Origin of the sequence: Pseudomonas sp. TH04, assembly GCF_016651355.1 — a bacterium.
In the GTDB taxonomy this organism is placed as follows: Bacteria; Pseudomonadota; Gammaproteobacteria; order Pseudomonadales; family Pseudomonadaceae; genus Aquipseudomonas; species Aquipseudomonas fluorescens.
Genome location: NZ_JAEKEA010000001.1, coordinates 4,931,220 through 4,953,754, shown reverse-complemented (window position 1 = coordinate 4,953,754; position 22,535 = coordinate 4,931,220). Strand labels below are relative to the sequence as shown.

Below are 22,535 nucleotides of genomic sequence, written 5' to 3'. Positions count from 1 at the left end.
CTTTCGCGAGCAAGCCCGCGCCCACATTCGACCGTATGCCAAGGTGGGACCCGGTCAACATGTGGGAGCGCGCTTGCCCGCGATGGCGCCATCAGCAACAGCGCTAAACCCCGGCCCGGGCCTGCAGACTCAAGTGCGCCCTCTCCCCCGGCGCCAGGCTCGCCCCGGCCATCGCCGACTCCACGCACACAAACCCTGACGCCTCGTTAAAGCTCACGCCCAGTAACGGCCGGCTGCCCGGATGCCATACCACGGTGTCGGCGCTGTCGCCGGTGTCGATGCACAGTTCGCGTTGCCAGGCGTGGTCCTTGAGCTGCAATTCACCCTCATGCTGGAACACCCGCTGGCAGCCGCCATCCACTCGCAGCTCACCTTCCTGCTGGCAAACCTGACGGCTGAGCTGGTCATAACCTTGCGCACCGTCAAGCCCAGACAGCGCTATCTCGTCGACGTGACCAATACGCCAATAAGCGTGCAACGCATGGCTCAACTGGCACGGCAACTCGTCCTGGTGCTCGGTGCTCAAGCGCAACTCAAGGGTCTCGCCCAGGTGCGCGTGCAGGTCGACTTGCCAGTCGCACAATTGCAATTGCCAGTGCAGGCGCACACCGTCGTCGTCGGTGCTGCTGTCGAGCAGCTTCCAGTCGATCAGCCGCGCCCAGCCATGGGACGGCCACGCGTTTTCGCTCGGATGGCGCCCATACCACGGCCAGCACACCGGCACCCCACCACGGATGGCGCCGACTTGCGGCCACTTGGCCGCACACCATAGCCAGGGTTTCTGGCCGCGGGGCTGAAAGTGCAGCAATTGCGCGCCCTGACGGCTGAACACCGCCTGGCACAGCGGATGGTCGATCACCAACACATCGCGCATCTGAAAGCGCTCCCAGGCGAACACCGGTTGTTCACGCAGGGATTTGAAAAAGCGTTGCAGCGGATGCTCATGCATGTGCCACGGTCCTGAATATCATCACAGCGCGCCCCAAAAAAAGCGGGTAGCCATGGCTACCCGCAAAATGCGCACAGAGAGAAGGAGCTTATCGCAACAGCGTTAGAACGTAGACTGAATTTTCAGGCCCGCTACCAGCGCGTTGTCGACTTTATCGACGCCACCTGGGTGGGTAACGTATTGCAGGTTAGGACGCACGGTCAGCCAGTTGGTGACGTGGAAGCCGTAGTTGATTTCAGTGTTGTACTCGGTGTCACGCAGCGGCGCGTAGCCCACCTGATCGTAGTCGGTGAAACCACCGGCTGCGTTCAGCAACTCTGCGTTTTTCCTCACGTCCTGGTTGACATGGATGCGGGAGAAGCCGATACCGACGTCATCTTTTGGACGCGCATCGAACGGGCCTTTGTAGACCAGCATCAACGACTGATAGTTGTCGACGAGGTTGGTGTCCTTGTCGTGGAAGGTGGCGTTGGCCGCGATGTTCAGACCGCGCGACGCGTCGCCGTTATGGGTGGTAAGTTGCTGCTGCACAACGCCCCAATAGCCGCTTTTGCTGCTGCGGGTACGGTAAGCCAAGCCTGTGGTGGCAGCATCGTTGCCGTTAACGTCGTCACGTACGTCGCTGGCATCCGCGGCGCTCTTGTAGTAACCCACACGGTATTCGCCCGGCAGGCCATTGACCTTCGGCGACCAGACCAACTCCACCGGAATCACGGTGCCCTTGGTGCCGCTGCCGCTGAGCTTGAAGCCATTGCCGTGCTCAAGCTGCGACGGGTTCTGGTTGTACGCACCAATCTGCGCATACAGCTCAGGCGTGATGTTGTACTTCACGCGGATAGCGGCCTGGGCGACCGGCCAGTTGTACCAGGTGTTTACATAGTTACCCACCTGCGAGCCACAGAACGACAGGTTCTGGAAGTCGCATGGGAAGGTGTTGAAGTCTTCGCCTTCACCGAAGTAACCGAGTTTCACGTCCAGCTTGTTATCGAACATCTGGTGCTGAATCCAGAACTGGGTCAGACGCACCATGTGGCCACGACCATAGACTTCCATCGACGAACTCAGCGTGCCGGCACGCGGGTCACCGATACGGTCGTTGGAGATGTTTTGGCCATTACGGTTGGTCAACTGGATCTTGGCCTGGGTGTTGTCCCAGCCCCACAGCTTTTGCAGATCGAGCGCTACGCCCAGCCCGAACTGGTCGGAGTAACGGCCGGTCTTGTCGTCGTTATAGCCGCCGTGCAGGTTGGCGCCCATTTCCCCTACGTAGTCAGCCTTGATGTCGATACCTTGCTCGATCAGCTTGGTACGCTCGCCACCCCAATCACCGGTCATCCACTTGGAGTCGGCGCTGAATGCATCGGCCGCCATCGCATTGGCGGACAATACCAGGGCTGCTGCTGCTGACAGTTGGCAGATCAGCCGAGTGTTGTTGTGTTGCTTTTTCATCCCTACATCCTCGTCTTTATTGTTATTTAACTGTTTTTATCTAACGCGGGTTACTTTTTTTAACCAAAACAACAAGTTATCTGCTTCAGCGGCCTTTGAATTGGGCCACGTTGTCGGCATGCCCGTGTGCAGGCAATGAGGCAGCAGTGCCCAAGCGTTCGCCGGTTTTGGCGTCGAACAGCAATACCTTGGCCGGGTCGAATTGCAGGGTCAGGGTCTCACCGACCTGCGGTGCAACGTCCGGCGCGAGGCGGCAGCAGACCTTGGTGTCGTTGAGTTGCACAAACACCAACGTGTCCGGACCGGTCGGCTCAGTGACCTGGACTTCGGCACGAATGCTCGACGCCCCATTCGCTTCACCCGTGGCCAGAACAATTTGCTCCGGGCGCAGACCCAGGATCACATCACGATCTTCAAGCCCAGCATCACTCATCCCCAGCGGCAGCTCGCAACGGGCCTGGCCGCTGTCGAGCAGGGCCACCAATTTGCCATCCTTGCGTTGCAGGCGCAGCGGAATGAAGTTCATTGGTGGTGAACCGATAAAGCTTGCCACAAACAGGTTGGCCGGGTCGTTATAGATTTCTTTCGGCGTGCCAAATTGTTGAATGATGCCGTCCTTCATCACCGCCACTTTGTCGCCCAGGGTCATCGCTTCGATCTGGTCGTGCGTGACGTAGACGGTGGTGGTTTTGAGGCGCTGGTGCATCAATTTCATTTCGGTGCGCATCTCGACCCGCAGCTTGGCGTCGAGGTTGGACAGCGGTTCGTCGAACAGGTAGATCTTCGGCCGACGGGCCAGGGCACGGCCCATGGCCACACGCTGTTGCTGGCCACCGGACAGTTGGCCTGGCTTGCGGTTAAGCAGGTGTTCGATCTGCAGCAGCTTGGCCACGCGCGCCACTTCGGCGTCGATGTCCGCCTGAGGCATCTTGCGGATTTTGAGGCCGAACTCGATGTTCTCGCGCACGCTCATGGTCGGGTACAGCGCGTAGGACTGGAACACCATGGCGATGTCACGGTCCTTGGGGCTCATGCCGCTCACATCCTGATCGCCGATCATGATGGCGCCGCCGGTAATGGTTTCCAGACCGGCGATGCAGTTCATCAGCGTGGATTTACCACACCCCGAAGGGCCGACCAGAATCAGGAATTCGCCTTCCTTGATCGACAGTTCGATGTTCTTCAAGGTGTCGGGCAGGCCGGCGCCATAGGTCTTGTTTACATTGCGAAGTTCAAGCGTAGCCATGATTACCCCTTGACCGCGCCGGCCGTAAGGCCGCGCACGAAATACTTGCCTGCGATCACATAGACCAGCAGGGTCGGCAGCCCGGCGATCATCGCCGCCGCCATATCCACGTTATATTCCTTGGCCCCGGTGCTGGTGTTGACCAGGTTGTTCAGCGCCACCGTGATGGGCTGCGAGTCGCCGCTGGAGAACACCACACCGAACAGGAAGTCGTTCCAGATCTGGGTGAACTGCCAGATCAGGCAGACCATGATGATCGGCGTCGACATCGGCAGAATGATCAGCCGGAAGATGGTGAAGAAACCTGCACCGTCCAGTCGCGCTGCCTTGATCAATGCATCTGGAATGCTCACGTAGTAGTTACGGAAGAACAGTGTGGTAAATGCAAGCCCGTAGACCACGTGCACGAACACCAGGCCCGTGGTGGTACTGGCCAGGCCCATCTTGCCGAGGGTGAACGACGCGGGCAGCAGCACGGTCTGGAACGGCAGGAAGCAGCCAAACAACAGCAGGCCGAAGAACAGCTGCGAGCCTTTGAAGCGCCAGAACGACAGCACATAGCCGTTCAACGCACCGATGGCGGTGGAGATCAGTACGGCCGGTACGGTGATCTTGATCGAGTTCCAGAAGTAGCCGTCTACAGTGGCCCAGGCCTTGACCCAGCCAATGCCGGTGACCACGGTCGGCCAGCTCAGCAGGTTGCCGGTGCTGATGTCTTCCGGGGTCTTGAAGCTGGTCAGCAGCATCACCACCAGCGGTACCAGGTACAGCAACACAGCGAGGATCAGCACCGTGTAGATCGCGATGCGACTCAGGCTGATGGAAGGTTTGGAAGCGAGACTAGTCATTACGCTTGGTCCTCAGCTCGGAGTACAGGTAAGGCACGATGATCGCGAGGATCGCGCCGAGCATCAGGATTGCACTGGCCGAGCCCATGCCCATCTGGCCACGACTGAAGGTGAACGAGTACATGAACATGGCAGGCAGGTCGGACGAGTAGCCCGGGCCACCGGCCGTCATTGCGGCAACCAGGTCAAAGCTCTTGATCGCAATGTGCGCCAGGATCATCACCGCACTGAAGAACACCGGACGCAGGCTTGGCAGCACCACACTCCAGTAGATGCGCGGCAGGCTGGCACCGTCGATCTGGGCGGCACGGATGATCGACTGATCAACGCCGCGCAGGCCGGCGAGAAACATCGCCATGATGAACCCGGAGGCTTGCCATACAGCAGCAATCACCAGGCAGTAGACGACACGGTCGGGGTCGATCAGCCAGTCCAGGCGGAAGCCTTCCCAGCCCCAGTCACGCAGGAGTTTGTCCAGGCCCATGCCCGGGTTGAGCAGCCATTTCCAGGCGGTACCGGTCACGATCATCGAGAGCGCCATCGGGTACAGGTAAATGGTGCGGATAAAACCTTCGCGGCGGATTTTCTGGTCGAGGAAAATCGCCAGGGTCACGCCAATCACAAGGGTGATGCCGATAAACATCCCGCCGAAAACAGCCAGGTTCTTGCTCGCTACCCACCAGCGGTCGTTGTCGAACAACCGCGCGTATTGCGCAAGGCCTGCCCATTTGTAGCTTGGCAGGAACGTGGACGTGGTGAACGACAGCACGAACGTCCACAGGATGTAGCCATAAAAGCCCACCAGCACGATGAACATGCTGGGCGCCAGCACCAGTTTAGGGAGCCAGCGCTGCAGTGCATCGAACGGCGAGGCCTTGCTGAACACAGCAACAGAACTCATGGGAAAATCCAGTACAGGGAAAAAGGACTACAAGAGCCTGCCTTGTGAGGGGTCAGGGGGTTTCCCCTCACAAGGACCAGCCGTGCTAACCGTTACTTGGCAGACTTGATCGCAGCGCCGAGTTTCTTGGCGGTGTCGGCCGGGTCGGCTTTCGGGTCGTTGATGAAGTTGGTCACGACATCAAAGAACGCACCTTGGACCGCCAGGGTAGTGGCCATGTTGTGCGCCATACTTGGCTGCAGGCCGCCAGTCTGGGCGTCGGCAAGGAAGTCCTTAGCGGCGGTCTGGGCGCAGGAGTCGAAGCCGAGCTTGTCCATTTCATGGAGCATGTCGTTACGAACCGGGATCGAGCCTTTGTTGATGCTGAAGACTTTCTGGAAGTTTTCACCCAACACGACTTTGGCGATGTCCTGTTGACCGGCCTGAGTGCCCTTGTCTTTCACCTTGAACACCGCCAGGGAGTCGATGTTGTAGGTGAAGGCTTTGTCGGTGCCCGGGAAGGCTACGCACTCGTAGTCTTTGCCGGCGACTTTCTTGGCGGCGGTCCACTCGGACTTGGCCCAGTCACCCATGATCTGCATACCGGCCTTGCCGTTGATGACCTTGCCGGCTTCGAGGTTCCAGTCCTGGCCTTTGCCATCGACGTCCATATAGGTCGCGACTTTCTTCAGCTCGGTCAGGGCCTTGACCATTTGCGGGCCGGTCAGCGCATCGTTATCCAGGTCGACCAGGGCTTTCTTGTAGCCATCGGCACCCATCACCGACAGAACGACGGCTTCAAATACGGTGCTGTCCTGCCAAGGCTGGCCACCGTGGGCAAGCGGAATGAAGCCTGCGGCCTTGAGCTTGTCGCCCGCTGCGTAGAACTCTTCGAGGGTGGTCGGGTTCTTGGTGATACCGGCTTTCTTGAAGACTTCCGGGTTGATCCACAGCCAGTTCACGCGGTGGATGTTGACCGGTACGGCAACGTAGTTACCTTCGTACTTCACGGTATCGGAGACTTTCTTGTCGAGCAGCGAGTCCCACTTTTCTTCTTTGGCGACGTCTTTGAGCACGTCAGTGTCGAGCAAGCCAGTGGACGCCCATTCCTGGATGTCCGGACCTTTGATCTGGGCAACGCCTGGCGGGTTGCCGGCCACTGCGCGGCTTTTCAGTACGGTCATGGCAGTGGCGCCACCGCCACCTGCAACGGCACCGTCTTTCCAGGTGAAGCCGTCTTTCTCAACTTGGGCCTTCAGGACATCTACTGCCGCTTTCTCACCGCCAGAGGTCCACCAATGCACAACTTCAACCGTCCCTTTCGAGTCGGCGGCAAATGCACTGAGGGGAAACAACGAGGCAATGGAAATAGCAACGGCGAGGCGATTAATCGCGTTCATCTGAGTACCTTTTCTTGTTGTTATGCATGCAAGTCTAGAGCTTGCGCTGCACGGAGTTTAAACATGGATTTTTAAGGCGCAGGTAACAAAGGGACGCACAAATGTCACCAGCTGGTGACATTCATGCCCGCTCCGATGGCACTGGCCATGCTGGGTGCCAAGGGTAGCGCAGGCAGCAATACCGCTTGCCAGGCATGGTACAGGTCCGGCTTGCCACCCCAGATCTTGCTGCTGGGCTGGTTGCGCGGGCTAAGTTCGTGGTGCCAACTGCCGTGTAGACGGTCGATAAAGTGCGTTTCGCAAAACTCCCAAAAGCACCGATACCAGGTTTCGTAATGCCGTTCGCCCGTACGTTTGAGCAACGCCTGGGCAGCGGCGCTGGCTTCGGCGTGAGTCCAATGCAGGCGCTCGCGCACCACCGGGCGATGGTTCCAATCCAGGGTGTAGACGATGCCGGGAGCACCGTCCACGGCCCAGGCGTACTCACAGGCGCTGGCGAACAAGCCCTTGGCGTCGTTCAACAGCCACTCCGGCGTTGCCAGTCCGGCCTGCAGGCGTGCCGCTTCCAAATGCAGCACCAAGCGCGCCCACTCAAAGCCATGGCCTGGGGTGATGCCATAGGGGCGAAAACCGTCGGCGGGGTTGTCCTCGTTGTAGCCGAGCAAGGGTTTCCACTGCGCGTCAAAATGCTCGATTACCATGAACCGGTTACCGGCAGCGTGCGTGTGGATGACGCGCTCGACGATGCGCAACGCGCGGTCCAGCCAGCGCGTGTCGCCGGTCACATCAGCCAGGGCCAGAAACGCTTCGGTGGCGTGCATGTTGCTGTTGGCGCCGCGATAGGCCTCGACAGCGCTCCAGTCCTGGGCAAACGATTCGAGCATTACGCCCTCCTCCTCGCTCCAGAAAAACTGGTCGATGATGTGCACGGCGTCGTTCAACAGGCTCTGTGCACCGGGCGCGCCGGCCACCACCGCAGAACTCGCGGCCAGGGCCACGAAAGCGTGCAGGTAGGCGGCTTTGCCACGGTTGCCATCCAGGGCATTGGGGGCAGCGAACCAACCGCCGTGCTCAGGATCGCGCAACGGGCCGCTGAGGGCCGCAACGCCATGCGCCACCCGCTCGGCGTAGCCGGGCAAGCCCATGGCATGGGCCATGGCGAAGCTGTGGGTCATGCGGGCGGTGTTCATGGTTTCGGCGTGGGCGTCGGCCGGCAAGTGGCCTTTGTCGTCCAGATTGCCGAAGCCGTCCGGCAGGCGCGAGGCTTTGGCGAATGACAGCAGGCGCTGGCCTTCGCTGGCAAGCCAGGCGTGATGGGCAGGTGCGTTCAGCCAACTGCTGGCAGGCAGTGGTTGCGTGGTCATGGGTAGCCCTTTTTATTTTTTGTGGGATGACCGGAGTCTAAACAAGGGCGAGGTAGGGGCAAGTAACGAAGGGGATGGGAAATGTCACCATCCGGTGACATTTCCGGTGCAGCGCTTACTGACCGAGCGGCGTAACGGCTGCCGGCGCATTCAGGCGCTGATTCAGGTTCTGCACCTGGCTCTGCAACGTGGTGATGTTACGGGTGGTCTGGATACGGAACACGTCGAACTCTTTATTGGTCGGCGCATCGCTATTGGCAGGCTGGTTGTCCTGCGCGCTCTTGAGGACCACAAGGTCCTGCTCCAGGCGCGCAATGGCGGCGCTCGGATTGCCCTGCTTCTTCAGGGCCGCCACGTCGGCGGACAACTCCTTGACGTCGCCTTGTGCCGCCTTGAGGCTGGCCACGGCGTCCGTCAGGGCCTGCACCTGGCCCTGCAGCTTGGCGTTCGCACTCGACAGTTCGGTAGTGCTGGCGCTCATCTGCGCCAGGCGTTGATCGAGCACGGTTGCCTGACCGGCGACGCCGACCTGTTGCTTGCCTTGCTCCAGCAACTGGGTCTCCAACTGCTTGATCTGCTGCTTGAGCGCTTCGCTGCCGTTGTTCACGCTGGCTTCGCTGGCCACTACCTTGCCGGAAATGTCCTGCAGGCGCCCTGCCGCTTCTTCGCTGATACGCGCAAAGCTTTCCTGGGTGGCGACCAACTGCTGACCCATCAAGGAAATTTGCTGGAAGCTCCACCAGGCAAGGCCCGCGAAGGCGATCAGCAGTGCGCCGACCAAGGCCCAGAGCGGGCCAGTGCTGGCGCTCTTGACCTTGACCACCGGCGTAGTGCGCGAGCGCACGGACGTGGCGGGAGACGGCTCGAAATCATCGTCGTCCCCGAGATCGGCCCGCAGGCTGGGAACATTGTCGAAATCGTCTTTAGCATCGTTACGCATGAATCAACCCTGAATCGGTGAGATGGCGACCTGAAAAGCCGAGCGAGCGGAGTATAAACCCCGTTCGCACCGCACTGATCGACCGGGAACCGCGAATTCGGTTCCCGATGTGTTGCCGGTTGTGAGCTTACTTAAGCCCCGGGTCCTGAGCTTTCCACCAACTGCAAAACTCGTCGAGGGCAGTCCACAGGCTGACTTTGGGCTCATAGTCGAGATAATGCCTCGCGCGGCTGATATCGAGGGTGAAATCTTTGTTCATCACTTGCATGCCCAGCCGCGACAAGGCTGGCTCCGGACGCCCCGGCCACATCGCACAGAATGCCTCGTTCAGCGCAGCCACGCTGTAGGACAGGCCGTAGGACCGATAACGAGTAACCTGGGGCATGTCCATTTGGCGCATCACGTAGTTCACTACATCCCACACCGGCACCGGGGTGCCATTGCTGATGTTGTAGGCCTTGCCCAACGCCGAGCCGGTCGCCAGCAAACTGCTGAGCAAGGCCTCATTGAGGTTATGCACACTGGTGAAGTCGACCTTGTTCAAGCCGTCGCCGACGATGGCCAGGCGGTTCTTGCGCTGCATTTTCAGCAACCGCGGGAAGATGCTCATGTCTCCGGCCCCGGTGACAAAACGCGGGCGCAGGGCCAGCACTTCAAGGCCGAACTCCTGGGCACCGAACACCTTCTGTTCCGCCAGGTATTTAGTCGCGGCGTAAGGATGTTTGAAGCGCTTGGGCACCTGTTCTTCGGTCAGCCCCACGTGGTCGCGGCCGTCAAAGTAGATCGACGGCGACGACAGGTGTACCAGGCGCCCGACCCGCTGTTTAAGGCAGGCCTCGACAACGTTTTCGGTGACCAGCACGTTGCCCTGATGGAAGTCCTGATACTTGCCCCACAACCCGACGGCACCGGCGCAATGCACGACGGCCTCGACATCACGGCACAGTTCGCGCACCAGGTCGGCATCATTCAAATCACCCTGGATAAACTCGGCGCCGCGCCGTACCAGGTGCTCTACACCCTCGGCGCGTCGCCCGTTGACCCGCACGTCCAGGCCCTGCTCCAGGGCGAAACGCGCAAAGCGTCCGCCGATGAAGCCGCTTGCGCCGGTGACCAGAATCTTCATGTATTACTCCGTGTTCTTTCGTTTTTCATCGCTGTTGCCTTGACGCACGCCATCACTCCAACGGCACCAACCACTGGCCACACGCCTGGGCCAAATGGTCGGTCAACAGGCCCAACAATTGCCCGCCGCTGCGCCAATGATGCCAGTACAGCGGCACATCGATGGGCTTATCTGGCAATAACTCCACCAAAACGCCGGTTTGCAGTTGGTCGCGCACCTGTAATTCGGGCACGAGACCCCAGCCCAGACCGGCTTCAGTCAAACGAATAAAGCCTTCAGACGACGGGCATAAATGGTGCTCGAAACCACCATCCACCCCCAGCGAAGCCAGGTAACGGTGCTGCAGGAAATCATCCGGGCCGAACACCAGCGCCGGCGTTCGGGCCAATTGATCGGCACGCACACCCTGCGGAAAATGCCGAGCAATAAACGCCGGGCTGGCCAGCGCCCGATAACGCATGGCGCCGAGCAACAGACTACGCGCGCCGGCCACCGGGCGTTCACTGGCGCAGATGCAGGCGGCCACTTCCCCGGCGCGCATGCGTTTGAGGCCGACGGTCTGGTCTTCCACCACCAGGTCGAGCAACAAATGCTGCTCGGCGCAAAAGCCGCTGACCGCCTCGGCCCACCAGGTGGCAAGGCTGTCGGCATTCAGGGCGATGCGCAGGCGTTCGGGCATGCCCTCGTCGTCCAGCGCCGGCACCTGGCTTTGCAGGTCGCGCTCAAGCAAGCGTACTTGTTGCACATGGTTGAGCAGGCGCCGACCGATATCGGTGGGTGTCGGTGGAGTAGCCCGCACCAGCACCGGCTGGCCAATGCGCGCCTCGAGTAACTTGATGCGCTGGGAGATTGCCGACTGCGACAGGCCCAGTACCTGGGCACCCCGTTCGAAGCCAGCCTGTTCCACCACCGCCGCGAGGGCAGAAAGCAATTTATAGTCGAACATCAGTTTCTCTAATGGGCGATCAGCAATATTTGTTTTTCTTATACAGCCTGCCCGGTAAGAATGACCAGCATGGCTTCTCTCTTTATTAAGGATCTTTCACATGGCTGGCGAAACCGCCCTGGCAACCCTGCTGCGCAGCATGAGCCCGCAACTCAATGACGGCGATTATGTGTTCTGCACCCTGCCCGACCACCGCATTCCGGCAGGTTGCGAGGTGATTGGCAGCTTTCGCGAGCAGGAAGGCCTGACGCTGATTCTGGAGCGTCAGCAGGCGCAGCAGGCCGGTCTGGCGTTCGATTACGTTGCCGCCTGGATCACTCTGAAGGTGCATTCCGCCCTGGAAGCCGTAGGCCTGACGGCGGCATTCGCCAGTGCACTGGGCAACGCCGGCATCAGTTGCAACGTGATTGCCGGCTATTACCACGACCACCTGTTTGTCGGCCGCGCCGATGCCGAGCGGGCCATGAATGTATTGCGCCAACTGGCAGCGGACGCGGAGTAAATCCTATGTGGCAAAGCTATACGAACGGACTGCTGGTGGCCCTGGGCCTGATCATGGCGATCGGCACGCAGAACGCCTTCGTCCTGGCGCAGAGTCTGCGCCGTGAACATCACCTGCCGGTCGCGGCATTGTGCATCGTGTGCGATGCAATTCTGGTGGCGGCCGGGGTATTTGGCCTGGCGACCGTACTGGCGCAAAACCCACTGTTGCTGGCGATTGCCCGCTGGGGCGGCGCGGCGTTCCTGTTGTGGTATGGCACCCTGGCGCTGCGTCGGGCGTGTTCCAGGCAAAGCCTGGAACACGGGCAACACCTCAAGGTGCGTTCATTGCGCGCCGTGCTGCTCAGCGCCCTGGCGGTGACACTGCTCAACCCCCATGTCTATCTGGACACCGTGTTGTTGATCGGCTCGCTGGGGGCTCAACAAACCGAACCCGGTGCTTACGTGGCAGGTGCCGCCAGCGCTTCGTTCCTGTGGTTTGCCACGCTGGCGTTCGGCGCGGCGTGGTTGGCGCCCTGGCTGGCACGCCCGGCAACATGGCGCCTGCTGGACCTCTTGGTGGCGGTGATGATGTTCAGCGTGGCCTACCAACTGATCAGTGCTTGATGAATATTCCAAAACGCTCTGGAACCTCTATCCCACACAGTTGTTGCGTGGTTTTGCCGCAACCCCGGTGCTATGATCCGGACCCTGCGCCGCAAAGAGTACAAACTCCCCGGCGCTTGTTTGGCCGCCCGTGATCGGCCTTGCGCTCACCGCAACTGACCTGATTAGGAGAATCATCATGGCTTTCGAATTGCCGCCGCTGCCCTACGCACACGATGCCCTGCAGCCGCACATCTCCAAGGAAACCTTGGAGTACCACCACGACAAGCACCACAACACCTATGTCGTGAACCTGAACAACCTGGTGCCAGGCACCGAGTTCGAAGGCAAGACCCTGGAAGAGATCGTCAAGTCTTCCTCAGGCGGTATCTTCAACAACGCCGCTCAGGTCTGGAACCACACTTTCTACTGGAACTGCCTGGCGCCAAACGCTGGCGGTCAACCGACCGGCGCACTGGCTGAGGCGATCAACGCGGCTTTCGGTTCGTTCGACAAGTTCAAAGAAGAGTTCACCAAGACTTCCGTCGGCACCTTCGGTTCCGGCTGGGGCTGGCTGGTGAAAAAAGCTGACGGTTCCCTGGCCCTGGCCAGCACCATCGGCGCCGGCAACCCGCTGACCAGCGGCGACACCCCGCTGCTGACCTGCGACGTCTGGGAACACGCTTACTACATCGACTACCGCAACGTGCGTCCAAAGTATGTGGAAGCGTTCTGGAACCTGGTCAACTGGAAGTTCGTGGCTGAGCAGTTCGAAGGCAAGACCTTCACTGCCTAAGTAGCGCTTGCAGTAGAAAGAGCCCGGCAATTGCCGGGCTTTTTTATGGGAGATTTCCGCTAACCGCCAAGGACACATGGAACTGGCCAGCAGGCTTCGCCACTCAGGTATCGAGAGGCCCGTCGCCTCCTTTTCCATCCACTTCGGAGATTTCAGCATGATCGAATTAGCAGCATTGGGTGCCCTGGCCCCCGTCGCCGCAACCGCCCTGCCACTGGCCGCAAAAGCCGCAGAGGCCGGTATCAAGGTCGCAAGCGACGTAGCGAGTAAAACGGTGGAATTCGCCAAGGAAGCGGTAAACCAAGGCTCGCAGATCACGTTTTAAGCCGTACGACCCCCATCGGTACCAGAGCGGCGGACACCGATCCGTCGCCCTTCCAACAACCCCCGCCAACACCCTCGCCCTCTTCTCCATCAATGTCCCTTTGACTGCCATCACCAGATTGCCAATACTCATGGCATATTGAGGCCACCCGCATGGAACAAGGAATGCCCCTTTGAAGCTGGAACTCAAAAACAGCTTGTCGGTGAAGTTGCTACGGGTTGTGCTGCTGTCGGCATTGATCGTGGGCGTTGCGCTGAGCGTGGCGCAGATCGTGTTTGATGCCTACAAGACGCGCCAGGCCGTGGCCGGTGATGCCCAGCGCATCCTCGACATGTTTCGCGACCCGTCTACCCAGGCCGTGTACAGCCTGGACCGCGAAATGGGCATGCAGGTGATTGAAGGCCTGTTTCAGGACGACGCCGTGCGCATGGCTTCCATCGGCCACCCCAACGAAACCATGCTCGCGGAAAAAAGCCGCCCGTTGCAGCAATCGCCCACCCGCTGGTTAACCGACCTGATTCTTGACCAGGAGCGTACATTTACCACCGCGCTGGTCGGCAAGGGCCCCTATAGCGAATATTACGGCGACCTGAGCATTACCCTGGACACGGCCACCTACGGCAAAAGCTTCATTGTCAGTTCGGTGATCATCTTTATTTCCGGCGTGCTGCGCGCCCTTGCCATGGGCCTGGTGCTGTACCTGGTCTATCACTGGCTGCTGACCAAGCCGTTGTCGCGGATTATCGAGCACTTGACCGCGATCAACCCGGACCGGCCCAGCGAGCACAAGATCCCGCAGATCAAGGGTCACGAACGCAACGAACTGGGGCTGTGGATCAACACTGCCAACCAGTTGCTCGAATCCATCGAGCGCAATACCCACTTGCGCCATGAGGCGGAATCCAGCCTGCTGCGCATGGCCCAGTATGACTTTCTCACCGGCCTGCCCAACCGCCAGAAGCTGCAGGAGCAACTGGACAAGATCCTGATCGACGCCGGTCGCCGGCAACGCCGTGTGGCGGTGTTATGCGTCGGGCTGGACGACTTCAAAAGCGTCAATGAGCAGTTCACTTACCAGGCCGGCGACAAATTATTGCTGGCCTTGGCCGACCGTCTGCGTGCTCACAGCGGTCGTCTCGGCGCCCTCGCCCGCCTCGGCGGCGACCAGTTCGCCATGGTGCAGGCCGATATCGACCAGCCCTACGAGGCGGCCGAACTGGCGCAAAGCATCCTGGACGACCTGGAAGCGGAATTCGCCCTCGATCAGGACCATATTCGCCTGCGCGCCACCATCGGCATCACCTTGTTTCCGGAAGACGGCGACAGCACCGAAAAGCTGCTGCAAAAAGCCGAACAGACCATGACCCTGGCCAAGAGCCGCTCACGCAACCGCTATCAGTTCTACATCGCCAGCGTCGACAGTGAAATGCGCCGACGCCGCGAGCTGGAAAAAGACCTGCGCGACGCCCTGAGCCGTGACCAGTTCCACCTGGTGTATCAGCCGCAAATCAGCTACCGCGACCACCGCGTGGTCGGTGTGGAAGCGCTGATTCGCTGGCAGCACCCGGAACACGGCCTGGTGCCGCCGGACTTGTTTATCCCGCTGGCGGAACAGAACGGCACCATTATCCCGATTGGCGAATGGGTGCTCGACCAGGCCTGCCGCCAGTTGCGCGAATGGCATGACCTGGGCTTCACCGAGTTGCGCATGGCGGTCAACCTGTCGACCGTGCAGTTGCACCACACCGAGTTGCCGCGGGTGGTCAACAACCTGATGCAGATCTACCGCCTGCCACCCCGCAGCCTTGAGCTGGAAGTGACCGAGACCGGCCTGATGGAAGACATCAGCACCGCTGCCCAACACTTGCTGAGCCTGCGTCGTTCCGGGGCGCTGATCGCCATTGATGACTTCGGTACCGGCTACTCATCCCTGAGCTACCTGAAAAGCCTGCCGCTGGACAAGATCAAGATCGACAAGAGCTTTGTTCAGGACCTGCTCGATGACGACGACGATGCAACCATCGTGCGCGCCATCATCCAACTGGGCAAAAGCCTCGGCATGCAGGTGATTGCCGAAGGCGTGGAAACCGCCGAGCAGGAGGCTTACATCATTTCCGAGGGCTGCCATGAGGGCCAGGGCTACCACTACAGCAAACCGCTGCAAGCCCGCGAGTTAGCGGCTTATTTGAAGCAGTCCGAACGCAACAACGCGGCGATTCTCTGACCCGGCAAAACGATACCAAATATTTCCCTCGTATAAACCTTTACACAAAATGCAAATCTTTCGCATTATGTCGCAGTTTTTGCGCTCCCCCGCGCGCCCTATCAACAACCGAAGCAGGATGTTCGCCATGATTCGTATGCCCCTGGCCACCGCCAGTCTGCTGGCCATTGCCATTTCTCTCGCCGGTTGCGGCGAAGGTAAAGACAAGGCCGCCGCGCCGACCCCGGCTGCCAGCACCACCGCTCCAGCCGCTGCCACGCCTGCCGGCCAGGTCGACGAAGCGGCCGCCAAGGCTGTGGTCGCGCATTACGCTGACATGGTGTTCGCGGTGTACAGCGACGCGCAATCCACTGCAAAAACCCTGCAAACCGCGATCGACACCTTCCTCGCCAACCCGGACGAGCAAACCCTGAAAGCCGCCCGTACCGCTTGGATCGCCGCTCGCGTGCCATACCTGCAAAGCGAAGTGTTCCGTTTCGGTAACACCATCATCGACGACTGGGAAGGCCAGGTTAACGCCTGGCCCCTGGACGAAGGCCTGATCGATTACGTCGACAAATCCTACGAGCACGCACTGGGCAACCCTGGCGCCAACGCCAACATCATTGCCAACAACGAGATCCAGGTCGGCGAAGACAAGGTCGACGTCAAAGACATCACCCCGGAAAAACTCGCCAGCCTCAATGAGCTGGGCGGTTCCGAAGCCAACGTCGCCACCGGCTACCACGCCATCGAATTCCTGCTTTGGGGCCAGGACCTCAACGGCACCGGCCCTGGCGCGGGCAATCGCCCGGCGTCGGACTACATGACCGGCGACGGTGCAACCGGCGGTCACAACGAGCGCCGTCGCACCTACCTGCGCGCGGTGACTCAGCTGCTGGTCAGCGACCTGGAAGAAATGGTCGGCAACTGGAAGCCCAACGTCGAAGACAACTACCGCGCCACCCTGGAGGCAGAACCTGCCACCGACGGCCTGCGCAAAATGTTGTTCGGCATGGGCAGCCTGTCCCTGGGCGAGCTGGCCGGTGAACGCATGAAGGTGTCCCTGGAAGCCAACTCGCCGGAAGACGAACAGGATTGCTTCAGCGACAACACCCACAACTCGCATTTCTACGACGCCAAGGGCATCCGCAACGTCTACCTGGGCGAGTACACCCGCACCGACGGCAACAAGATGACCGGCCCAAGCCTGTCGTCGTTGGTGGCCAAGGCTGACCCGGCGGCCGACGCGGCGCTGAAAGCTGACCTTGCGGCCACTGAAGCGAAGATTCAGGTCATGGTGGATCACGCCAATAACGGTGAGCATTACGACCAACTGATTGCTGCGGGTAACGATGCGGGCAACCAGATCGTGCGTGACGCGATTGCGGCACTGGTCAAGCAGACCGGGGCGATTGAAACAGCGGCGGGCAAACTGGGGATCAGCGACTTGAACCCGGACAGTGCTGATCACGAGTTCTGATCAGTGCTGGATTAAATGAGGCGACCTTCGGGTCGCCTTTTTTGTGCCTGCCTTCCAGGCCTCGTAAAACGCCACAGAGCTTGTGTGGGAGCGGGCTTGCTCGCGAATACGGCGTGTCAGCCAATGGATTGCTCACTGAACCACCGCCTTCGCGAGCAAGCCCGCTCCCACATTTTACCGCGTCGCCTTTGAGCCCTCGAATTACGCAGGTAGAATGGCGCCTTTAATCGTCACCCCGAGCACATTTCATGGCGTTGCCGACCCTACGCATCATCGGTTTCATCATCGGCATCTTCCTGATCACACTCGCGATCGCCATGGTCGTCCCGATGGCCACCCTGGTGATATTCGAACGCACCAGCGACCTGCCCTCGTTCCTCTGGGCCAGCCTGATTACCTTCCTCGCCGGCCTGGCCCTGGTGATCCCCGGCCGCCCCGAACACATACACCTGCGCCCTCGGGACATGTACCTGCTGACCGTCAGCAGTTGGCTGGTGGTCTGCATCTTCGCCGCGCTGCCGTTTTTGCTGACCCAACACATCAGTTACACCGACTCGTTTTTTGAAAGCATGTCGGGCATCACCGCCACCGGCTCCACCGTGTTGAGCGGGCTGGACAGCATGTCCCCCGGCATTCTGATGTGGCGCTCGCTGCTGCACTGGCTTGGTGGCATCGGCTTTATCGGCATGGCGGTGGCGATCCTGCCGCTGCTGCGCATCGGTGGCATGCGCCTGTTCCAGACCGAATCGTCGGACCGCTCGGAAAAGGTCATGCCGCGCTCGCACATGGTGGCGCGGCTGATCGTGGCAACGTATGTCGGCATCACCATCCTTGGCAGCCTGGCGTTCTGGTGGGCCGGGATGGGCTTGTTCGATGCAATCAACCACGCGATGTCGGCGATCTCCACCGGTGGTTTTTCGACCTCCGATGAATCCCTGGCCCACTGGAAACAACCGGCTGTGCACTGGGTTGCCGTGGTCGTGATGATCCTCGGCAGCTTACCGTTCACGCTGTACGTCGCCACCTTGCGCGGCAATCGCCGGGCGCTGATCAAGGATCAGCAGGTGCAAGGCTTGCTCGGGCTATTGATCGTGACCTGGCTGGTCCTCGGCACCTGGTACTGGTGGACGACCAATTTGCATTGGCTCGACGCCCTGCGCCATGTGGCGGTTAACGTCACCTCCGTGGTCACCACCACCGGCTTTGCGCTGGGGGACTACAGCATCTGGGGCAACTTCTCACTGATGTTGTTTTTCTACTTGGGCTTTGTCGGCGGCTGCTCGGGTTCTACGGCGGGCGGGATCAAGATCTTCCGGTTCCAGGTCGCGTATATCCTGCTCAAGGCCAACTTGAATCAGTTGATTCACCCGCGCGCCGTGATCAAGCAGAAGTACAACGGCCACCGTCTCGACGAAGAGATCGTGCGCTCGATTCTGACTTTCTCGTTTTTCTTCGCCATCACCATCTGTGCAATCGCACTGGCCCTTTCGCTGCTGGGGCTGGACTGGATGACCGCGTTGACCGGCGCCGCCAGTACCGTATCGGGTGTAGGCCCGGGCCTGGGCGAAACCATCGGCCCGGCCGGTAACTTCGCCAGCCTGCCGGACGCCGCGAAGTGGATCTTGTCGTTCGGCATGCTGCTGGGGCGACTGGAGATTATTACAGTCTTTGTTCTGTGCATCCCGGCGTTTTGGCGCCACTGACAGTCGGCGCTTCCAGCAACCGCGCCCGGTACTCGCCGGGCGTGGTGTCGAACCAGCGGCGAAACGCGCGGAAGAAATTGCTTGGGTCGGCAAACCCCAACAGGTAGGCAATCTCCAGCAACGTCATGCTCGGCTGCGCGAGGTACTGCTCGGCGAGTTCGCGGCGCGTGTCGTCGAGCAACGTCTGGAAACTGGTGCCCTCTTCCTGCAAACGCCGCTGCAAGGTGCGCTGGGACAAGTGCAAGGTCTGGGCGACCACTTCACGCTTGGGTTCGCCCTGAGGGAGCAGACGGCACAACACCTGGCGCGCCTTGTGGGTCACGCGGCTCTCGGAAAACCGTGCCAGGTACTCACCGGCAAACCGATCGTGCAACAGCGCCATGGCCTCGTTGGCCGTGGGCAGCGGTGCATCCATGTCAGCCTGGTCGAAAATCAGCGCGTCATACGGCGCACTGAACTCCAAAGGGGCGTGGAAGGCTTGCTTGTAGGGCGCGAGGTCCGCCGGTGGCTCACCTTGTAACATCACCTTGCGCGGGTGCAGGGTGCGCCCGGTCAACCAGCCGCACAGCGCCAGTGCGCTGGCCAGCGAGGCTTCGGTGCTTTGTCGGGTAGGCGGCAGGTGATCGCCGTGCACCGTCAAAATCAGCGCATAGCCTTCAGGTAAAAGTCGGAAACTCAGGTCGGCGCTTTCGGCAATGATCCGTTGGTAACGCACCAGGCGCATAAAGCCTTCCGCCAGGGTGTTGCTGGACATCAAGGCATAACCGGCGACATGAAACGACGCCGGGCGCACCACCTTGCCCATGTTCAGGCCGATCGCCGGGTTCCCCGACAGCTCCACCGCACGTTGCCAGAGACGGGTCATGGAGTCCTGGGGGAAACGCGCATCGGGGTCACTGAGGGCGGCGTAGTCCAGGCCGAGTTGCTTGAACAAGACGCGGCAGTCCAGCCCGTCCATTTCCAACGCCTTGACTATCCCCATCGCCCAGCTTGCAGAAGTTGTTCGTTCGCTCATGGCGTCTTCTTAAAAAAGCAGGCTTAAACGGCAGCCAGGAAGCCAAGGATACTAAAGTGGCATCTATTGTCACTGGCTGTTACCACTGCTCACTCTAGACTCAAATAAGCTCCCCGCCGAACATCTGTTGGGCGGCACAACCACCCAAGGGCCGGCCATCGTGGAAAACATCAAACAATTCAATAGCTTTGCCGAATTCTACCCTTACTACCTGAGCGAACATGGCAACAGCACCTGCCGGCGCCTGCATTTTATCGGCACGACCCTGGTGATCGGCATTCTGGCGTATGCCATCGGCCGCGGTTCATTGGGCCTGCTGCTGGCGTTGCCCATCGCGGGTTACAGCTTTGCCTGGATCGGCCATTTCTTCTTCGAAAAGAACCGCCCGGCCACGTTTCAACACCCGCTCTACAGTTTGCTGGGCGATTTTGTGATGTACCGCGACATGATTTTGGGCAAGGTGCCTTTCTAACCTTTCACGGTGCCGTCTTGAATACGGCGCCATTTCAAGGTGTGACCTCTTGTCACTTGTGTGAAAGCATGAAAATTCGTACATCAGCGGACATAAAATTCTTTTTGTCATTTTCAGTGTTGTATCCTGCCAAGGCTTTTTGAGAGCGCGGAATCACCTGCGATTGAAAAAACAGATCTTGCGAGGAGCGACGACGATGCACGAGATACCTAATCTCCCCTTCCCAAGCCTGCACCCAACACAGCAGCCAACACCGCAGCAGGCCAGCAATAAACAGCCTGAGGCCAAAGAAGCAAAACCAGTCGACAGCAAACGCCAGGACTGACGCCGTACCAGACCGTGTGGAAAGCGCCCCTTCAAGCGCTTTCCACACTGCCTGAATGATGAGATACCCGCGATGACCGATGACGCCCCCAACCCCCCTGCCGATACCCCGGATGCTGCTGTGCTCGACGCTGCCTTGCAGATGATCGAAGTCTGGAACCGTCTCAGCACCGACAAACAAGCCCTGCTGCTCAAACGTTTCGGCACCCAGGAAAATGCCTTGGCCGCCCTGGTGACCACGCAAATGCTCGCGCCCGCCAAATCCTGATGGCGATGAGCTGAAGTTTTTGAGGTTTTGCCGCCCCGCCCGGCCCCAGCGCCGGTATCATTAGCAGCCTATCTTTACCTGCTGCGACAGTGGACCTCTCCCATGCCAGATACCCAGCGCCCCATGGCGGTCACGCTGCAAGTTGTTTCTATCGTGTTGTTCACCTTTATCGGCTACCTGAACATTGGTATTCCCCTGGCCGTTTTGCCGGGCTATGTCCATAGCCAGCTGGGCTATGGCGCCGTGATTGCCGGGCTGGTGATCAGCGTGCAATACCTGGCCACGCTGCTCAGCCGCCCGTATGCCGGAAAAATCATCGATAACCTGGGCAGCAAGCGCGCGGTGCTGATCGGCCTGGTCGGTTGCGGCCTGAGTGGCGTGTTCATGTTGCTGGCGGCGTGGTTTTCCAGCTTGCCGGCCTTCAGCCTGGTCTGCCTGCTCATCGGGCGACTGGTCCTCGGCAGCGCGGAAAGCCTGGTGGGCTCGGGCGCCATCGGCTGGGGAATCGGCCGCGTCGGCGCCGCCAACACGGCCAAGGTTATCTCGTGGAACGGCATCGCCAGTTATGGCGCGCTGGCCGTCGGCGCACCGTTGGGGGTGCTGCTGGTCAGTCACTTCGGGCTGTGGAGCATGGGCGTCAGCATTATTCTGCTGGCGGTCGTCGGCGTGCTGCTGGCCTGGAACAAGGAGGCGGCACCGATCGTGGCCGGCGTGCGCCTGCCGTTCATGAACGTACTGGGCCGGGTGCTGCCCCACGGCTGTGCCTTGGCGCTGGGCTCGATCGGCTTTGGCACCATCGCCACGTTTATCACCCTGTATTACACCACCCAACATTGGGACAACGCGGTATGGGCCTTGAGCCTGTTCGGCGCGAGTTTTATCGGTGCACGCCTGCTGTTCGGCAATTTGATCAACCGTATCGGCGGCTTTCGCGTGGCGATTGCCTGCCTGTCGGTGGAGATCTTCGGCCTGCTGCTGCTGTGGCTCGCCCCTGACGCCCACCTGGCCTTGGCCGGTGCGGCGTTGAGCGGCTTTGGTTTTTCCCTGGTGTTTCCGGCGCTGGGGGTGGAGGCGGTCAACCTGGTGCCAGCCTCCAGCCGCGGTGCGGCGGTCGGGGCTTATTCACTGTTTATCGACTTGTCGCTGGGTATCACCGGCCCGCTGGCGGGAGCTGTGGCGGCAGGCTTCGGTTTTGCGTCGATCTTCCTGTTCGCCGCCCTCGCCGCCTTCGGCGGTTTGCTGCTGAGTGTGTATTTGTACCGGCAAGCACCCAGGGCCCGCGAAGCACGCGACGCTTAGAAATCCACCTTGCCGCGCCCGGCCTTGATGCTGCCGCGCTTGGTCTTGGATTCCAGGCGACGCTTTTTCGAGCCCAGGGTGGGCTTGGTCGGGCGGCGCTTTTTCTCGACCTTGGTGGCGCTGAGGATCAACTCCACCAGGCGCTCCAGCGCATCCGCGCGATTCTGTTCCTGAGTCCGGTATTGCTGGGCCTTGAGCACCAGCACGCCGTCACTGGTGATGCGGCTGTCGCGCAGCGCCAGCAGCCGCTCCTTGTAAAACTCCGGCAACGATGACGCCGGAATATCAAACCGCAGGTGCACCGCGCTCGACACCTTGTTGACGTTCTGCCCACCGGCGCCCTGGGCGCGAATGGCGGTCAGCTCGATCTCGGCATCGGGCAGGTGCACAGTGTTGGAAATTACCAGCATCAC

22 protein-coding genes are annotated in these 22,535 nt (G+C 60.3%); 10 read left to right on the top strand and 12 right to left on the bottom strand.

Annotated features, from left to right (window positions below; genetic code table 11):
• Positions 1 to 103 precede the first annotated feature (103 nt).
• The 10 genes from JFT85_RS22300 to JFT85_RS22255 all read right to left on the bottom strand — a co-directional run bounded on the left by JFT85_RS22300 (position 104) and on the right by JFT85_RS22255 (position 11,148).
• Positions 104 to 949, bottom strand: a complete 846-nt coding sequence (locus JFT85_RS22300) for a D-hexose-6-phosphate mutarotase (RefSeq protein WP_053257696.1) — start codon at positions 947 to 949, stop codon at positions 104 to 106.
• 102 nt (positions 950 to 1,051) lie between these two features.
• Positions 1,052 to 2,398 carry a carbohydrate porin gene (locus JFT85_RS22295; RefSeq protein ID WP_053257697.1) on the bottom strand — a complete coding sequence of 449 codons (1,347 nt, stop codon included), beginning with the start codon at positions 2,396 to 2,398 and terminating at the stop codon, positions 1,052 to 1,054.
• An 85-nt stretch (positions 2,399 to 2,483) separates the two neighbouring features.
• Positions 2,484 to 3,644, bottom strand: coding sequence for an ABC transporter ATP-binding protein (locus tag JFT85_RS22290; RefSeq protein WP_053257698.1), 1,161 nt, complete (start codon positions 3,642 to 3,644; stop codon positions 2,484 to 2,486).
• Positions 3,645 to 3,646: 2 nt separating this feature from the next.
• Positions 3,647 to 4,492 (bottom strand): carbohydrate ABC transporter permease, encoded by an 846-nt coding sequence (locus tag JFT85_RS22285; protein WP_069552068.1) that lies wholly within the window; start codon positions 4,490 to 4,492, stop codon positions 3,647 to 3,649.
• Positions 4,485 to 5,393 carry a carbohydrate ABC transporter permease gene (locus JFT85_RS22280; protein ID WP_053257700.1) on the bottom strand — a complete coding sequence of 303 codons (909 nt, stop codon included), beginning with the start codon at positions 5,391 to 5,393 and terminating at the stop codon, positions 4,485 to 4,487. Before JFT85_RS22280 ends, JFT85_RS22285 begins: the two co-directional genes overlap by 8 nt.
• Positions 5,394 to 5,485: 92 nt before the next feature.
• Positions 5,486 to 6,772: an ABC transporter substrate-binding protein gene (locus JFT85_RS22275; protein ID WP_053257701.1), complete on the bottom strand. Its 1,287-nt coding sequence runs from the start codon at positions 6,770 to 6,772 to the stop codon at positions 5,486 to 5,488.
• Positions 6,773 to 6,876: 104 nt separating this feature from the next.
• A complete protein-coding gene (locus tag JFT85_RS22270) occupies positions 6,877 to 8,136 on the bottom strand; it encodes a D-mannose isomerase (RefSeq protein WP_069552069.1) in 1,260 nt (419 codons plus the stop codon).
• Between the two features lie 115 nt (positions 8,137 to 8,251).
• A complete protein-coding gene (locus tag JFT85_RS22265) occupies positions 8,252 to 9,076 on the bottom strand; it encodes a hypothetical protein (protein ID WP_053257703.1) in 825 nt (274 codons plus the stop codon).
• 127 nt (positions 9,077 to 9,203) lie between these two features.
• Positions 9,204 to 10,202: an NAD-dependent epimerase/dehydratase family protein gene (locus tag JFT85_RS22260; RefSeq protein ID WP_053257704.1), complete on the bottom strand. Its 999-nt coding sequence runs from the start codon at positions 10,200 to 10,202 to the stop codon at positions 9,204 to 9,206.
• 52 nt (positions 10,203 to 10,254) lie between these two features.
• Positions 10,255 to 11,148 (bottom strand): LysR family transcriptional regulator ArgP, encoded by an 894-nt coding sequence (locus JFT85_RS22255; RefSeq protein WP_053257705.1) that lies wholly within the window; start codon positions 11,146 to 11,148, stop codon positions 10,255 to 10,257.
• A gap of 100 nt (positions 11,149 to 11,248) precedes the next feature.
• On the opposite strand from JFT85_RS22255, the gene JFT85_RS22250 reads away from it, so the two are divergent.
• From JFT85_RS22250 to JFT85_RS22220, 7 genes are all read left to right on the top strand, one after another.
• Entirely contained in the window at positions 11,249 to 11,650 is a 402-nt protein-coding gene (locus JFT85_RS22250; protein WP_053257706.1) for an ACT domain-containing protein, read from the top strand.
• A gap of 5 nt (positions 11,651 to 11,655) precedes the next feature.
• Entirely contained in the window at positions 11,656 to 12,255 is a 600-nt protein-coding gene (locus JFT85_RS22245) for a LysE/ArgO family amino acid transporter (protein ID WP_069552070.1), read from the top strand.
• A gap of 178 nt (positions 12,256 to 12,433) precedes the next feature.
• Positions 12,434 to 13,030, top strand: coding sequence for a superoxide dismutase (locus JFT85_RS22240; protein ID WP_003212997.1), 597 nt, complete (start codon positions 12,434 to 12,436; stop codon positions 13,028 to 13,030).
• Positions 13,031 to 13,106: 76 nt separating this feature from the next.
• Positions 13,107 to 13,355: a hypothetical protein gene (locus tag JFT85_RS22235; protein ID WP_146100458.1), complete on the top strand. Its 249-nt coding sequence runs from the start codon at positions 13,107 to 13,109 to the stop codon at positions 13,353 to 13,355.
• A 172-nt stretch (positions 13,356 to 13,527) separates the two neighbouring features.
• The gene (locus tag JFT85_RS22230) at positions 13,528 to 15,579 is read left to right on the top strand and encodes a putative bifunctional diguanylate cyclase/phosphodiesterase (protein ID WP_053257708.1); all 2,052 of its coding nucleotides are present in this window, start codon (positions 13,528 to 13,530) and stop codon (positions 15,577 to 15,579) included.
• A gap of 127 nt (positions 15,580 to 15,706) precedes the next feature.
• Positions 15,707 to 17,041 carry an imelysin family protein gene (locus tag JFT85_RS22225; protein WP_053257709.1) on the top strand — a complete coding sequence of 445 codons (1,335 nt, stop codon included), beginning with the start codon at positions 15,707 to 15,709 and terminating at the stop codon, positions 17,039 to 17,041.
• 248 nt (positions 17,042 to 17,289) lie between these two features.
• The gene (locus JFT85_RS22220; protein WP_053257710.1) at positions 17,290 to 18,744 is read left to right on the top strand and encodes a TrkH family potassium uptake protein; all 1,455 of its coding nucleotides are present in this window, start codon (positions 17,290 to 17,292) and stop codon (positions 18,742 to 18,744) included.
• Here JFT85_RS22220 and JFT85_RS22215 read toward each other — a convergent pair.
• Positions 18,701 to 19,759 (bottom strand): AraC family transcriptional regulator, encoded by a 1,059-nt coding sequence (locus JFT85_RS22215; protein ID WP_169875586.1) that lies wholly within the window; start codon positions 19,757 to 19,759, stop codon positions 18,701 to 18,703. The genes JFT85_RS22220 and JFT85_RS22215 overlap by 44 nt on opposite strands.
• A gap of 160 nt (positions 19,760 to 19,919) precedes the next feature.
• Between JFT85_RS22215 and JFT85_RS22210 the strand changes: the two genes are divergently transcribed.
• The 3 genes from JFT85_RS22210 to JFT85_RS22200 all read left to right on the top strand — a co-directional run bounded on the left by JFT85_RS22210 (position 19,920) and on the right by JFT85_RS22200 (position 22,122).
• Positions 19,920 to 20,231, top strand: a complete 312-nt coding sequence (locus JFT85_RS22210) for a DUF962 domain-containing protein (protein WP_053258034.1) — start codon at positions 19,920 to 19,922, stop codon at positions 20,229 to 20,231.
• A 397-nt stretch (positions 20,232 to 20,628) separates the two neighbouring features.
• The gene (locus JFT85_RS22205) at positions 20,629 to 20,823 is read left to right on the top strand and encodes a hypothetical protein (protein ID WP_073638157.1); all 195 of its coding nucleotides are present in this window, start codon (positions 20,629 to 20,631) and stop codon (positions 20,821 to 20,823) included.
• Positions 20,824 to 20,925: 102 nt separating this feature from the next.
• Entirely contained in the window at positions 20,926 to 22,122 is a 1,197-nt protein-coding gene (locus JFT85_RS22200; RefSeq protein ID WP_053257713.1) for an MFS transporter, read from the top strand.
• Here JFT85_RS22200 and arfB read toward each other — a convergent pair.
• Entirely contained in the window at positions 22,119 to 22,532 is a 414-nt protein-coding gene (arfB, locus tag JFT85_RS22195) for an alternative ribosome rescue aminoacyl-tRNA hydrolase ArfB (RefSeq protein ID WP_053257714.1), read from the bottom strand. The genes JFT85_RS22200 and arfB overlap by 4 nt on opposite strands.
• Positions 22,533 to 22,535 lie beyond the last annotated feature (3 nt).

Coding starts and splice junctions, on each gene's coding strand:
- JFT85_RS22300 (WP_053257696.1), bottom strand. CDS start 949: ATGCATGAGCATCCGCTGCAACGCTTTTTCAAATCCCTGCGTGAACAA.
- JFT85_RS22295 (WP_053257697.1), bottom strand. CDS start 2,398: ATGAAAAAGCAACACAACAACACTCGGCTGATCTGCCAACTGTCAGCA.
- JFT85_RS22290 (WP_053257698.1), bottom strand. CDS start 3,644: ATGGCTACGCTTGAACTTCGCAATGTAAACAAGACCTATGGCGCCGGC.
- JFT85_RS22285 (WP_069552068.1), bottom strand. CDS start 4,492: ATGACTAGTCTCGCTTCCAAACCTTCCATCAGCCTGAGTCGCATCGCG.
- JFT85_RS22280 (WP_053257700.1), bottom strand. CDS start 5,393: ATGAGTTCTGTTGCTGTGTTCAGCAAGGCCTCGCCGTTCGATGCACTG.
- JFT85_RS22275 (WP_053257701.1), bottom strand. CDS start 6,772: ATGAACGCGATTAATCGCCTCGCCGTTGCTATTTCCATTGCCTCGTTG.
- JFT85_RS22270 (WP_069552069.1), bottom strand. CDS start 8,136: ATGACCACGCAACCACTGCCTGCCAGCAGTTGGCTGAACGCACCTGCC.
- JFT85_RS22265 (WP_053257703.1), bottom strand. CDS start 9,076: ATGCGTAACGATGCTAAAGACGATTTCGACAATGTTCCCAGCCTGCGG.
- JFT85_RS22260 (WP_053257704.1), bottom strand. CDS start 10,202: ATGAAGATTCTGGTCACCGGCGCAAGCGGCTTCATCGGCGGACGCTTT.
- JFT85_RS22255 (WP_053257705.1), bottom strand. CDS start 11,148: ATGTTCGACTATAAATTGCTTTCTGCCCTCGCGGCGGTGGTGGAACAG.
- JFT85_RS22250 (WP_053257706.1), top strand. CDS start 11,249: ATGGCTGGCGAAACCGCCCTGGCAACCCTGCTGCGCAGCATGAGCCCG.
- JFT85_RS22245 (WP_069552070.1), top strand. CDS start 11,656: ATGTGGCAAAGCTATACGAACGGACTGCTGGTGGCCCTGGGCCTGATC.
- JFT85_RS22240 (WP_003212997.1), top strand. CDS start 12,434: ATGGCTTTCGAATTGCCGCCGCTGCCCTACGCACACGATGCCCTGCAG.
- JFT85_RS22235 (WP_146100458.1), top strand. CDS start 13,107: ATGGAACTGGCCAGCAGGCTTCGCCACTCAGGTATCGAGAGGCCCGTC.
- JFT85_RS22225 (WP_053257709.1), top strand. CDS start 15,707: ATGATTCGTATGCCCCTGGCCACCGCCAGTCTGCTGGCCATTGCCATT.
- JFT85_RS22220 (WP_053257710.1), top strand. CDS start 17,290: ATGGCGTTGCCGACCCTACGCATCATCGGTTTCATCATCGGCATCTTC.
- JFT85_RS22215 (WP_169875586.1), bottom strand. CDS start 19,759: ATGAGCGAACGAACAACTTCTGCAAGCTGGGCGATGGGGATAGTCAAG.
- JFT85_RS22205 (WP_073638157.1), top strand. CDS start 20,629: ATGACCGATGACGCCCCCAACCCCCCTGCCGATACCCCGGATGCTGCT.
- JFT85_RS22200 (WP_053257713.1), top strand. CDS start 20,926: ATGCCAGATACCCAGCGCCCCATGGCGGTCACGCTGCAAGTTGTTTCT.
- arfB (WP_053257714.1), bottom strand. CDS start 22,532: ATGCTGGTAATTTCCAACACTGTGCACCTGCCCGATGCCGAGATCGAG.